The sequence below is a fragment of the Streptomyces sp. CB02414 genome (genome assembly GCF_001905385.1).
In the GTDB taxonomy this organism is placed as follows: Bacteria; Actinomycetota; Actinomycetes; order Streptomycetales; family Streptomycetaceae; genus Streptomyces.
Genome location: NZ_LIPF01000006.1, coordinates 284790 through 296877, shown reverse-complemented (window position 1 = coordinate 296877; position 12088 = coordinate 284790). Strand labels below are relative to the sequence as shown.

General features: G+C 73.1%; 11 protein-coding genes. 5 read left to right on the top strand and 6 right to left on the bottom strand.

Annotated elements, in window-relative coordinates; genetic code table 11:
* Positions 1-55 precede the first annotated feature (55 nt).
* Both AMK11_RS21190 and AMK11_RS21185 read left to right on the top strand, forming a co-directional pair.
* The gene (locus AMK11_RS21190) at positions 56-1441 is read left to right on the top strand and encodes a transcriptional regulator (protein ID WP_073729533.1); all 1386 of its coding nucleotides are present in this window, start codon (positions 56-58) and stop codon (positions 1439-1441) included.
* A 167-nt stretch (positions 1442-1608) separates the two neighbouring features.
* The gene (locus AMK11_RS21185) at positions 1609-3594 is read left to right on the top strand and encodes a hypothetical protein (protein WP_241847026.1); all 1986 of its coding nucleotides are present in this window, start codon (positions 1609-1611) and stop codon (positions 3592-3594) included.
* A gap of 37 nt (positions 3595-3631) precedes the next feature.
* Here AMK11_RS21185 and AMK11_RS21180 read toward each other — a convergent pair whose 3' ends face one another.
* Positions 3632-4948 carry an ABC transporter substrate-binding protein gene (locus AMK11_RS21180; protein ID WP_073729531.1) on the bottom strand — a complete coding sequence of 439 codons (1317 nt, stop codon included), beginning with the start codon at positions 4946-4948 and terminating at the stop codon, positions 3632-3634.
* Positions 4949-5065: 117 nt separating this feature from the next.
* Between AMK11_RS21180 and AMK11_RS21175 the strand changes: the two genes are divergently transcribed.
* Complete coding sequence (locus tag AMK11_RS21175) at positions 5066-5566, top strand: SCO4402 family protein (RefSeq protein WP_073729529.1); 501 nt, start codon at positions 5066-5068, stop codon at positions 5564-5566.
* Positions 5567-5613: 47 nt separating this feature from the next.
* Positions 5614-6507 carry a formyltetrahydrofolate deformylase gene (gene purU / locus AMK11_RS21170; protein ID WP_073729527.1) on the top strand — a complete coding sequence of 298 codons (894 nt, stop codon included), beginning with the start codon at positions 5614-5616 and terminating at the stop codon, positions 6505-6507.
* Positions 6508-6570: 63 nt separating this feature from the next.
* Here purU and AMK11_RS21165 read toward each other — a convergent pair whose 3' ends face one another.
* From AMK11_RS21165 to AMK11_RS21155, 3 genes are read right to left on the bottom strand one after another with little or no spacing between them, the layout of a single operon-like run.
* The gene (locus AMK11_RS21165; RefSeq protein WP_073729525.1) at positions 6571-7356 is read right to left on the bottom strand and encodes an ABC transporter permease; all 786 of its coding nucleotides are present in this window, start codon (positions 7354-7356) and stop codon (positions 6571-6573) included.
* Positions 7353-8318, bottom strand: a complete 966-nt coding sequence (locus tag AMK11_RS21160) for an ATP-binding cassette domain-containing protein (RefSeq protein WP_073729523.1) — start codon at positions 8316-8318, stop codon at positions 7353-7355. The genes AMK11_RS21165 and AMK11_RS21160 overlap by 4 nt, the downstream gene beginning before the upstream one ends.
* A 12-nt stretch (positions 8319-8330) precedes the next feature.
* Positions 8331-8996: a DUF4097 family beta strand repeat-containing protein gene (locus AMK11_RS21155; RefSeq protein WP_073729521.1), complete on the bottom strand. Its 666-nt coding sequence runs from the start codon at positions 8994-8996 to the stop codon at positions 8331-8333.
* A gap of 227 nt (positions 8997-9223) precedes the next feature.
* On the opposite strand from AMK11_RS21155, the gene AMK11_RS21150 reads away from it, so the two are divergent.
* Entirely contained in the window at positions 9224-9958 is a 735-nt protein-coding gene (locus AMK11_RS21150; protein WP_073729519.1) for a GbsR/MarR family transcriptional regulator, read from the top strand.
* A 54-nt stretch (positions 9959-10012) separates the two neighbouring features.
* Here the strand turns inward: AMK11_RS21150 and AMK11_RS21145 are convergent, their stop codons facing one another.
* Together AMK11_RS21145 and AMK11_RS21140 are read right to left on the bottom strand one after the other, a co-directional pair.
* On the bottom strand, positions 10013-11476 hold the full coding sequence (locus tag AMK11_RS21145; protein WP_079187584.1) for a maleylpyruvate isomerase N-terminal domain-containing protein: 1464 nt from the start codon (positions 11474-11476) through the stop codon (positions 10013-10015).
* Entirely contained in the window at positions 11473-12063 is a 591-nt protein-coding gene (locus tag AMK11_RS21140; RefSeq protein WP_073729517.1) for a sigma-70 family RNA polymerase sigma factor, read from the bottom strand. Before AMK11_RS21140 ends, AMK11_RS21145 begins: the two co-directional genes overlap by 4 nt.
* Between the last annotated feature and the right edge of the window lie 25 nt (positions 12064-12088).

Here is a 12088-nt window from a genome sequence, read left to right as displayed (position 1 = left end):
TTCTCGTCCGCCGGGACAGCATCGAGACCGTATGAGACCGCATGGGGGTTACGCCATGGCCGCAAGGCCTCTCGTCGCGCGGCAGCCGAACGAACGACTGCAGGCGCTCATTCAAGAAGCGGGCTGCTCGAACGCGGGCCTCGCCCGCCGGGTCAACGTGTGCGGGGTCGAGCACGGACTCGACCTGCGGTACGACAAGACCTCGGTGGCCCGTTGGCTGCGTGGGCAGCAACCGCGCGGCCGGGCACCGGCGATCATCGCCGAGGCGCTCGGACGCAAGCTCGGCCGCACGGTCACGATCGACGAGATCGGCATGGCCAACGGCAAGAACCTCGCCTCGGGGGTCGGCCTCCAGTTCTCGCCGACGGTACTGGGAGCCATCGAGCAGGTCTGCGAGCTGTGGCGCAGTGACGTCGGGCGGCGGGACTTCCTGTCCGGGTCGTCCGTCGCCGCCTCGGCGCTCGTCGAACCCAGCCGGGACTGGCTGATTTCCGCCCCCGACTCACAGGTGTCGCGCTCGGCCGGGCCGCGGGTGGGGCCCTCCGACGTGGCGGCGGTGCGGGCGATGACGCAGGCGCTGGTCGACCTGGACCACCAGTACGGCAGCGGGCACGTGCGCCCGGTCGTCGTGCACTACCTGAACAGCGTCGTCTCCGGGCTGCTCGCGGGCTCCTACCGGGAGGCGGTGGGACGGGAGTTGTTCGCCACGGTGGCCCGGCTGACCGAGCTGGCCGGGTACATGGCCGTCGACACCGGCCAGCCCGGACTCGCCCAGCGGTATTACATCCAGTCCCTGCGGCTCGCGCAGGCGGCCGGTGACCGCGGCTACGGCGGGTACGTGCTGGCCGCCTCCATGAGCCACCTCGCCGCGCAGCTCGGAAACCCCCGGGAGATCGCGCAGTTGGCGCGCGCGGCGCAGGAGGGGGCGCGCGGGCGGGTGACGCCGCGCGCGGAGGCGATGTTCCACGCCGCCGAGGCCCGCGGGCACGCGCTGCTGGGCGACGCACGGGCGGCCCACACGGCGGCCGGGCGGGCGGTCACCGCGATGGACGCGGCCGAACCGGCGGCCGGGGACGACCCGGTGTGGATCGCGCACTTCGACGAGGCGTATCTGGCGGACGAGTTGGCGCACTGCCACCGGGACCTGGGGGAGGCCGACTCGGCGGCGCGGTGCGCCCGGCAGTCGCTGGACGGGCACCCCGAGTCGCGGGCGCGCAGGCGGGCCATCGGCCATGTGCTGCTGGCCACGGCCCAGGTGCAGCAGCGCGAGATCGAACAGGCCTGCACGACGGCGACGAAGGCGGTGGAGCTCCTCGGGACGCTGCGGTCGAACCGGGGCGCGGAGTACCTGGACGACTTCCAGGCGCGGCTGGAACCGTACCGGGAGGAGGCGGTGGTAAGGGAGTTCGGGGCGCGGCTGGACCTCCAGGCCGCCGCGTGAACACCGGCGCGGTGTGAGCGAAGTTCCATGAACAGCGTGCCGCGGCACGGTTTTGTTACTGCGGTCACAGGGAAGGAGTTCACGCCCCATGCGGCGTGGCAGTGGGCTCCGGGGACCCGGTAGCGTGAGCCGACGATTCCGAAGGTCCCCCATTCACAGGAGTCCCGGTGACGCAGAGTGGACAGGGCGAGGAGCCCTCGCCGCGGGAAGCGCGCGAAGGCATCGTGCTGCCCTCGGACGGTGGCGAGCCGCTGGTACCGGGCCTGACCGGCCCGGGCGCGCCGGCCGGCCCCGCACCCGCGCCCGCCTCGGCGCCACCCGGCGGCCAGGCCTGGGACCGGCCGTGGGGGCCCGAGCAGCAGAGCCCGGCGCCCGAGCAGGGCTGGTCCACTCCGCCCGCCGCCCAGCCCTGGGGCTCCCCGCCCCAGGCGGGCCCCGGCCCGCTGCCTCCGGAGGGCGCGCAGGCCACCGGTGAGTACGGCGGGCAGGCGTACGGAGCGGCGTCCCACGGGCAGGCGTACGGCGGTTCGTCCGGCGCGCAGCCCTACGGCGGGCCGGCCGGGAGCCAGGCGTACGGCTCGGGGCCGTCGTACGGGCAGCCGGGGCCGCAGGGGCAGTACCACCAGCCGGGCCCGCACGGCCAGACCGGCCAGCACGCACAGAACGGCCAGCAGGCCGGTCAGCACGGTCAGTCCGGTCCGCAGGGTCAGCCTGGTCAGTTCGGCCAGCCGGGACCGCAGGGCCACCACGGGCAGTCGGGGCAGCACGGTCAGCCGAGTCCGCACGGCCAGCAGGCCGGTCAGCACGGTCAGTCCGGTCCGCAGGGTCAGCCTGGTGAGTTCGGCCAGCCGGGACCGCAGGGCCACCACGGGCAGGCCGGGCCCCACGGCCAGTCGGGGCAGCACGGCCAGCCAGGTCAGGCCGGGCCGCACCTTCACCCCGGCCTCCCCGGACAGGGGCCCGCGGCCGACGACGGTGCCACGCGGTACCTGCCGCCCGTCGCGTCGACCGCCGACGAGGGTGCGACGCAGTACATCCCCCCGGTGCCCCCGGCCGGGAACCCGGCCGACGAGGGTGCCACGCAGTACATACCCCCGGTCTCTCCGGGCGCCCTGCCCCCGGAGAGACCCGCCCAGCCGCACGCCGAGTCGACGCAGTTCCTCGGCACGGCGGCACCGCAGTACCCGGCACGGCCCGGCCCCAACCCCGACGCCGAGGCCACGCAGTTCATCGCGCCCGTGCCCGGCGGCCCCGCCACACCGGCCCCGTACGGCGGCGCGCCCGGCGGTGACGAGGGACGGCAGCCCCCCGCCGAATTCGACAGCCTCTTCCGCAGCGCCCCGGCCGCCGACGGGCCGGCCTCGTCGACCCAGCAGCTGCCCGCCTTCGACGAGCCGCAGGCGGCGCACCGCGGCGGCCCCTCCGCCTACGCCCCGCAGGGCCCGCACGGCCCGGCCGGTGGCGGCCGGCGGCGCGGCGGCCACGACGACGGCGGCCGGGCCGGCGGCGGGCGCACCGGCTCGCGCGTGCCCATGCTCGCGGCCGTGGGCGTCGGCATCGCCGTCGTCGGCATCGGCGCGGGCGCGATGCTGGCCGGGGGCGGCGGTGGCGAGGAGAACAAGGGCGGCAATCAGCCTGTCTCCGCGACCGCCCCCGTCTCCGAGTCCGCGTCGGCGTCCGCGTCACCGTCGCCGTCGGTCGACCCGGCCCGCCGGCAGGCCGTCGAGCTGGACAAGCTGCTGGCCGAGAGCGGCACCGGCCGGACCACCGTGATCAACGCCGTGGCCGACGTGAAGAAGTGCGACAACCTGCCCCAGGCGGCCAAGGACCTGCGCGAGGCCGCCAAGCAGCGCACCGGGCTGGTCACCAGCCTCTCCGAGCTGTCCGTGGACAAGCTGCCGCAGCACGCCGAGCTGACCGCCGCCCTCACCAAGGCGTGGCAGGCCTCCGCGTCGGCCGACAACCACTACGCGGCCTGGGCCGACCGGACGGCCGGCAAGAAGGGCTGCAAGAAGGGCAAGGCCGCCACCCAGCCCAAGGAGGCCAACCGGGCGAGCGGCACGGCGAGCAAGGAGAAGACCAAGGCCGCCGCCCTCTGGAACGCCATCGCCAAGCAGTACGGACTCACGGAGCGCCAGCCCACCCAGCTCTGAGAGGGGCCCGTGCGACCCCGGTCCCGCCGGGGTCCGCTCAGGCCACGTGGGCGTTCTGCAGGAGGCGGGTGGTGTCCATGGAGCCCTGGTGGGCGGAGACCAGCCGGCCCTGCCGTACGACCTGGAGGGTGACCTCGGTGTTGACCAGGCGCGGGAAGCCGACCGAGGCGAGCTCGGCGGCGAACGTCCACCGGAGGGTGGGAGTGAGTCCGCCCGTGCCGACCTCCAGGCCGCCGTCCAGGGCCCGCCGTACGGTGCCGGCGCTCACCTCGCCGTCGCCGAGCGACTCGACGACCTTCTTGAGGACGGTGTACGCGATCCAGGTGGTCTGCACCCCGGCGTCCGCCGCGTCGATGTCGTTGTCGCCGAACGCCTCCTCCTTGATCACCTTCTTCATCCCGTTCCAGGCCGGATCGTCCGCCTCCGGGTACCAGCCAGTGACGTACGCCCCCTCGTAGGGCCCGGACGCCCCGCCGCTCGCGTTGACCGTGGACTGGTCGACGCTGCCGAGCACGGTCGCGGTCCGTACGTCGGGGTAGTCCTCGCGGGCCCGGCGGAAGGAGTCCATGAAGGTGCCGGTGCGGTCGCCGAGGACCGGCACCACGCACCCCGGGTCCGCCGGATCGCCGGTCGTGCTCTCAAGGGCCCGCTCGGCCTGGCCGCTGTACTCGGTGGCGTCCTCCGCCGCCCGCTGGTCCTCGGCGCGCTCGTGCCCGCCCGAGGTGAGCCCCGAGTCGAGCAGGACGGGGAACTGGTCGCCCGCGATGGTGTCGGGGCGGATGAGGGCGACGGGCCCGCAGGAGCCGGCGAGCGCGCTGCCGAGGCCGGCCAGCAGCGCGGGCTGTCCCCCGTTGACCGGGTAGGACAGGGGGCTGGTGAACTCCGCGTTGGTGATGCCGTAGCCGCCGATGTAGGGGATTCCGGCGCCCTCCAGCACGGGGAAGAAGGAGTCCGCGTGCTGGCTGTAGGAGCCGACGACCGCGACCGCCTTCTCGTTGACGGCGCGGCGGGCGCACTTGGCCGCGGCCACGCTGTCGTTGTGGTCGTTGCAGGTCAGCACGTTGAGCTTGCGGCCGCCGATGCCGCCGTTCGCGTTGACCCAGCGGGCGTAGGCCTGCGCGAAGGCGGGCATGCCCGGCTTGTTGGTCGCGCCCGTCTCCTGCGGCGCCCAGGTCATGACGGTGATCGCGTCGTCCCCGGAACCCCCCGTGGTACCGGGGACGACGCCGCAGCCGACGGCGAGCGACACGCACGCCACCAGCGCGCCCGCCGACAGTGCGCCGGTGCGGGTGGCCCGGGAGCGGCCGCTCGGGCGGCGGAGGAAGCTGCTGCGGATGGGGCGCCTGCCGGTCATGTGCCCGCACGATTCCGTCACACGGCCAACCCGGAGGTGACCTGCGGTCAATGCGCGGTGACACGGAGGTGAATTGCGGGGGCCGGTGAGGAGGGCCGGGAGGGGAACGTACGATCGATGACCGTGCAAGGTTCGGAGAACTCTTCCCGTCGCGGCCGTCGCTCCTCCACCATGGGCGGCATGCCCCTCAACGACATGCCGTGGTGGCGCTGGCGCAGCAACGTGCGCTCCGCGCTGCACATGCTCTCCGCCCCCGCCTTCCAGCGGGACGTCTGGCTGGCCGGCGTCGACGGCTACGGCGACGTCACCGACGCGGTGTACCGGCTGGTGGAGGACACCTGGCTGGACCACTGGTCCGCGGAGAAGTACGTGGGCACGGTCTTCCGGGACTCACAGGAGGCGGCGCTCGTCGACACGGCCGTGCTGCGCGTACTGAGGATCATGCACCAGGTGGGGCCGGACGCGCCGGTGACCGCGTATCTCGACCACCCGGACTGGCCGGACGCGGTGCGGGCGGCGCGCGACGCGCACGTGCGACTGGCCACCAGTGACGGTGAGGACCCGGAGACGGCGCCGCGCACGCTGGAGCTGCTGCAGATCCTGACCCGGTCCGCCTGACGGGACGACGCTCGGGCGGCGGGCCCGGGTATGGGACCCTGTCCTGCATGAACGAGCAGTCCTCCGCCGCCGTCCCGTCGGCCGCCGCCCGGGCCGACCAGTACGTCCTCACCCTCTCCTGCCCGGACAAGCAGGGCATCGTGCACGCCGTGTCGAGCTACCTGTTCATGACCGGCTGCAACATCGAGGACAGCCAGCAGTTCGGCGACCACGACACGGGACTGTTCTTCATGCGGGTCCACTTCTCGGCCGACGAGCCGGTGACCGTGGACAAGCTGCGGGCCAGCTTCACGGCGATCGGTGACGCCTTCCAGATGGACTGGCAGATCGACCGGGCCGACCGGAAGATGCGCATCGTGCTCATGGTCAGCAGGTTCGGGCACTGCCTGAACGACCTGCTCTTCCGGGCCCGGATCGGCGCGCTGCCGGTGGAGATCGCGGCCGTGGTGTCCAACCACACGGACTTCGCCGAGCTGGTGGGGTCGTACGACATTCCCTTCCACCACATCCCCGTGACGAGGGACACGAAGGCGGACGCCGAGGCACGGCTGCTGGAGATCGTGCGCGAGGAGAACGTCGAACTCGTCGTGCTCGCCCGCTACATGCAGGTCCTCTCGGACGACCTGTGCAAGCGGCTCAGCGGCCGGATCATCAACATCCACCACTCGTTCCTGCCGAGCTTCAAGGGCGCCAAGCCCTACCACCAGGCGCACGCGCGGGGCGTGAAGCTGATCGGCGCGACCGCTCACTACGTGACCGCGGACCTCGACGAGGGCCCGATCATCGAGCAGGAGGTGGAGCGGGTCGGCCACGACGTCACGCCGGACCAGCTGGTCGCGGTCGGACGGGACGTGGAGTGCCAGGCACTGGCGCGGGCGGTCAAGTGGCACGCGGAGCACCGCATCCTGCTGAACGGCCGACGGACCGTCGTCTTTGCCTAGGGCCGGTCGGGCAGGCCCTGGGCGAGGACGACGATCGTCCCGGTCGTTCCCGGTCGTGCACGGTCACTTCGGGTCGTTGTTGAACTTGGCGGTCGCCCAGAAGTAGCCGAGTGCGGTGAGGGCGACACTCCAGACGAGGGCGAGCCATCCGTAGTGGCCGATCTCGGTGCCGAGGAGCAGGCCGCGCAGGGTCTCGATGGCCGGCGTGAACGGCTGGTACTCGGCGATCGGCTGGAACCAGCCGGGCATGGAGTCGATCGGGACGAAGGCGCTGGAGATCAGCGGGAGGAAGATCAGCGGCAGCGCGTTGTTGCTGGCGGCCTCGGCGTTGGGGCTGACCAGGCCCATCCCGACGGCGATCCAGGTCAGCGCCAGTGTGAAGAGCACCAGGAGCCCGAAGGCCGCGAGCCACTCCAGGGCGGTGGCGTCCGCCGAGCGGAAGCCGATGGCGACGCCGACGGCGCCGACGAGGACCACGCTCATGATCGACTGGGCCACGCTGCCGATGACGTGTCCGACGAGTACGGAGCCGCGGTGGATGGCCATGGTCCGGAAGCGGGCGATGATGCCCTCGGTCATGTCGTTGGAGACGGAGACCGCGGTGCCGATCGTGGTGGACCCGATGGTCATCAGGAGCAGGCCCGGCACGATGTAGGCGATGTAGTCGGAGCGGTCGCCGCCGCCGATGCCGGCGCTCATCGCCTCGCCGAAGACGTAGACGAAGAGCAGCAGCAGCATGACCGGCGTGAGCAGCAGGTTCAGGGTGAGGGAGGGGTAGCGCCGGGCGTGCAGGAGGTTGCGGCGCAGCATCGTGGACGAGTCGCGCACGGCGAGGGCGAGGTTGCTCATCGGACGGTCTCCTTCGGCTGGTCGGTCTGGGCGGGGACGGCGGCGTTGCCGGTGAGGGCGAAGAAGACGTCGTCGAGGTCGGGGGTGTGGACGGTGAGTTCGTCGGCCTCGATGCCGGCCGAGTCCAGTCGGTCGAGGATGGTGCGCAGGTCGCGCTGGCTGCCGTCGCTGGGGAGTTGCAGGGTCAGCGACTCGTCGTCCCCGGTGACCTCGCGCAGGGCCAAGGCCGCGGACCGGTAGGCGGCGGGGTCGGTGAAGCGGAGGCGGACGTGGCCGCCGGGGATCATCCGCTTCAGCTCCTCCGCCGTGCCCTCGGCGGCGATCCGGCCGCCGTTGAGCACGGCGATGCGGTCGGCGAGTTCGTCGGCCTCCTCCAGGTACTGGGTGGTGAGGAAGACGGTGACGCCGTCGGAGACCAGTTCGCGGATGATCTGCCACATGTTGTGGCGGGAGCGGGGGTCGAGGCCGGTGGTGGGTTCGTCGAGGAAGATGATGCGGGGGTCGCCGACGAGGGTCATGGCGATGTCGAGGCGGCGCTTCATGCCGCCGGAGTAGGTGGAGGCGGGCTTCTTCGCGGCTTCGGTGAGGTCGAAGCGTTCCAGGAGTTCGGCGGCGACCCGGCGTCCCTCGTCGCGGGGGAGGTGGTGCAGGTCGGCCATGAGCCACATGTTCTCCTCGCCGGTGATCAGTCCGTCGACGGCGGAGAACTGGCCGGTGACGCCGATGGTGGCCCGTACGGCCTGGGGGCTGGTGGCGAGGTCGTGTCCGGCGACGCGGAGGGTGCCGGCGTCGGCGGTGATGAGGGTGGAGAGGATCTTGACGGCGGTGGTCTTGCCGGCGCCGTTCGGGCCGAGGAGGGAGAAGACCGTTCCCTCGGGCACGTTCAGGTCGATGCCGTCGAGGACGGTCTTGTCGCCGTAGGACTTGCGCAGTCCGCTCGCCGCGATGGCCAGGTCGGTCATGGTGGTTGCTCCTCAGAGGCTGCGGGCGGTGATGTCGCCGTGGGCGGTGGTGGCGTGGATGGTCAGGCCGGGGGTGCCGTCGGTGTTCTTGAGCGCGTTGTCGATACGGCCGTAGCCGGTGCCGGCGTCCAGCGAGGCCGAGACCCCGGCGGCGGCGCCGACCGTCACGTCGCCGGACTGGGTGCGCAGCACGAGCGCACCGCGTGCGGCCTCGGCGATCCGGATGTCGCCCTTCTGGGTGCTGATCTCGGCGGAACCGCCCAACCGCCCGACCGTGACGTCGCCGGCGGCGGTGGTGAGCCGGACGCTCGCGGCCTCGTCGAGCTTGACCGGGCCGTGCGCGCCCTCGAACTCGACGTCACCGAGCCGTCCGACGCCCCGGAACTCGGTGGCGGCCGTCCTCGCCTCGACGCGGGAGTCGGCCGGCAGCCGGACCGTCACCTCGACGGACCCGGAGGCTCCCATGAGCTGGTTGTTCTCCGGCGCCTCGACCCGCAGGACGCCGTCGCCGAACTCGACCCTGGTCTGCTCGGCCACCCGCACGTCGCGGCCCTTCGAGGGGTTCGCGGGCAGGACCTCGACCGTGGTGTCGGTCCGGTCGGCGGCGATGAACTGGACGCGTCCCGCGGGGATGCTGAGGACGGCGGAGATCGGAGCGGGGGTGTCGAAGGTCTGCATGGTGGTCTCCTGTACTCGTCGTTCTTTCTGACGAGAGAAACGCTACGTTGCCTTCATGGTTCTATCAACACACTTGTTGCGCACTCGCATTGAAAGGGCAGCTCAGCGGCTGTTATTCGTTGCAACCGAACTGCGAAGCAATGCAACGGCGATTACCCATGCGTTGCAATGAAGTGGGAATGAACGCTATAGTGACGGCATCAAGGGAGCGCGCGAAGGAGATCACGATGCCGGGAGGCAGGCTCACTCAGCAGGAACGTCAGCAGATCGCCCTGGGGCTGGCCGACGGCCTCGCCTACGCGGAGATCGCCAGACGCCTCGACCGCCCCACCTCGACGATCACGCGCGAGGTGATGCGCAACGGCGGCCCCACCGCGTACCGGGCCGACCTCGCCCACCGGGCCACCGAGCGCCGAGCCCACCGGCGCAGGCAGGCCGCGCCCCGGGGACCCCAGGCGCTCCCGCAGGCCCACGGGCGCGACGCCGAGGCGGTGCGCGAGTACGAGGAGACGCTGACCACCGTCTTCATGCAGTCGGGCACGCCGAAAATGATGGCCCGGGTGATGGCCTGCCTCTTCGTCAGCGACACGGGCAGCCTCACCGCGTCCGAACTCGTCCGGCGCCTCCAGGTCAGTCCGGCGTCCGTCTCCAAGGCGGTCGCGTTCCTGGACGAACAGGGCCTCGTCCGCCGGGAACGCGACGATTCCCGCCGCGAGCGCTACGTCATCGACGACGACGTCTGGTACCAGTCCATGGTCGCCAGCGCCCGCGGCACCCTGCAGATCGCCGAAACCGCGCGCCAGGGCGTCGGCGTCCTCGGCTCCGGAACGCCGGCCGCCGCGCGCCTGGAGAACATGGCCCGCTTCCTCGACTTCATCTCGGAGAGCATCGTCCGCGCCGCGGACCAGGCCCGCGAGGTACTCCACACGGCACCCGCCACGCCCCCGGACAGCGCCGAGTGACCCCGCGGCGTACCCGGCCGTACGGGGTGGCCTACGGGGTGGCCGGAATCCGCCCTACATCCGGCTCAGGCTGGCCGCGGCGAACAGGACGTCCCTGATCGCCTCGCGGTCGCCCACCTGACCGGCCGCGGCCTCCGCCGGAGGCACGTGACCCGCGGCCAGCCGGCAGAACTCAACGCCGTCCAGGGCGACATGGGCCACCTCATGGTCGGCGGAGCCCTTGGCGCCCGGTGAGTCGAGCGGGATCAGCCACTCGCCGCCGCCCGAGCCCTCGATCTCCAGCCGCAGGCTCCGCCCCGGTTCACCCGCGGTGACCAGGTGCGGGCGGGCCCCCGGCGCGGCCAGCCCGGCCATGCGGCGCTGGGCCAGGACGCCCGGCAGCATCCGGGCCGCGAGGTCGATCATGCGGTTCAGGTGGCGGGCGGAGGGCGGCTCGTACGGGTAGTCCACCGCGTCCGCGATGTCCTCGGCGTGCACCCAGCACTCGAACGCCCGGTCCAGCATGGCGTCGCGCAGCGGCAGCTCGAAGTCGCCGTACGACACGGGCATCCCGCCCGCGTCGCCGGTGAACGACACGGTCCGGACGATGTCGTGGCTCAGCTCGCGCCAGGGCGCCCGCACCGCACGGGTGGGCGGGTAGTGCGAGGCACGCCAGTACGCCTCCGTGCGGCTGCCCGGCGCGCAGGTGGGCGCGGTGATGTCCCTCAGCGGATCGGCGAGGCCCAGGGCGACCGCAACCAGTCCGTCGACCGTGAGCAGGTGCGCGATGACCCCGGCGACGGTGGTACGGCGGCTCGCGGCACCGTCGGCCTCGAACCAGCGCAGCCGGACCGGGGCGTGCCACTCGGCGTCCCCGATGTCCTGCAGCAGCGCGTCCAGCCGCGCGGTCTCGGCGTCGTACGGCGTCGCCCACTCGGGCACGGGGATGCGCGGCGGGCGCCGCTCCAGGCACCCCTCCAGGACGCGGGTGCGCAGCGCCGGGTCCAGGTCGAGGCTCTCCGGCCGCTGGAGCAGGGTGACGGCGTCGCGCAGCCGCAGTGCCTCGTCGGCACAGGGGGCGCACTCGCCGATGTGCTCCTCGACCGCCGCCGCCTCCTCGGCCGAGCAGGCGGCCAGCGCCCACGCCCCGAGGAGCGACGTCAGCACGTGGTGCTCCAGCGCGACCGGCCCGCCCGGCACCACATCGGGCAACGCCCGCCCGGTGTCCTCGACGGAGGCGCGGGGGAGTGGTATGCGGGGAGCGGGGGCGTTCGGGGCGTCGGGGACGCTGGGGCCGCCTGGGGCGTCGTTCGCCGTCGGTCCATTCGATCCGCCCGGTGGTTCGTCGCGCGGCGGGCCCCCGGGGCCCGGCGAGGCGGTGGTGCCGTCGGGCGAGGGCGGGCCGGGTGCGGCGGGGTGCGCAGGGCGGTCCGGGCTCGCCGGTGCGTCGTGGCCGCCCCGCGGCTCCGGGCCGTCGTCCCCGGAGCCTCCGCTGTCCGGAGTGCCCGCGCCCCCGCCCTCGTCGTAGGCCCCCTTCACGCCGCACCCCCGTATCCCGGCGGCGCCCCCGGTGTTCCCGGGGAGCCGGCGTCGCGGGCCGTGGACAGGAGCTGGAGGCCCAGGCGCAGGCGGCGGCGGGCCTCGTCCTCCGTGACGCCCAGGTCGGCGGCGGTCTGGCGGTAGTCGCGGCGCTGGAAGTAGGCCAGCTCCAGGGCGGCGCGCAGCGGGGCCGGCATGGACTGGACGATGTAGTCGGCGCGCGCGGCGACCGAGGCGTGCCGCACCTTCGTCTCCAGCTCCTCCACGCTTCCGGAGCCGCCGCGGGCGAGGGCGGCCGTCTCCGTGGCCCGCAGCCGCTGCACGGCCAGCCGGTGGGTCAGCGTGGCGATCCAGGTGCGCAGCGGGCCCTGGCGGGGGTCGTAGGCGTCCGGATGCTCCCAGACGTGCGCGAAGACGTCGCGCGTGAGGTGGTCGGCGGCGCGCTCGTCGTCGAGCACGCGGTGCGCCAGGCCGTGCACCATCGAGGCGAACCGGTCGTACAGCTCACCCAGGGCGGCGGCCTCGCCGCGTGCCAGCCGCTGCTGCATCTTCCGGTCCCAGCGCGGCGGTACGTCCCTCTTCGCCATGCGGCCTCTTCACCCCCTGTACCTG

Excerpts from the sequence above, each read along its gene's own strand:
- AMK11_RS21175 (WP_073729529.1), top strand. The coding sequence starts at position 5,066 with ATGACCGTGCAAGGTTCGGAGAACTCTTCCCGTCGCGGCCGTCGCTCC.
- AMK11_RS21160 (WP_073729523.1), bottom strand. The coding sequence starts at position 8,318 with ATGACCGACCTGGCCATCGCGGCGAGCGGACTGCGCAAGTCCTACGGC.
- AMK11_RS21180 (WP_073729531.1), bottom strand. The coding sequence starts at position 4,948 with ATGACCGGCAGGCGCCCCATCCGCAGCAGCTTCCTCCGCCGCCCGAGC.
- AMK11_RS21190 (WP_073729533.1), top strand. The coding sequence starts at position 56 with ATGGCCGCAAGGCCTCTCGTCGCGCGGCAGCCGAACGAACGACTGCAG.
- AMK11_RS21150 (WP_073729519.1), top strand. The coding sequence starts at position 9,224 with ATGCCGGGAGGCAGGCTCACTCAGCAGGAACGTCAGCAGATCGCCCTG.
- AMK11_RS21155 (WP_073729521.1), bottom strand. The coding sequence starts at position 8,996 with ATGCAGACCTTCGACACCCCCGCTCCGATCTCCGCCGTCCTCAGCATC.
- AMK11_RS21165 (WP_073729525.1), bottom strand. The coding sequence starts at position 7,356 with ATGAGCAACCTCGCCCTCGCCGTGCGCGACTCGTCCACGATGCTGCGC.
- AMK11_RS21140 (WP_073729517.1), bottom strand. The coding sequence starts at position 12,063 with ATGGCGAAGAGGGACGTACCGCCGCGCTGGGACCGGAAGATGCAGCAG.
- purU (WP_073729527.1), top strand. The coding sequence starts at position 5,614 with ATGAACGAGCAGTCCTCCGCCGCCGTCCCGTCGGCCGCCGCCCGGGCC.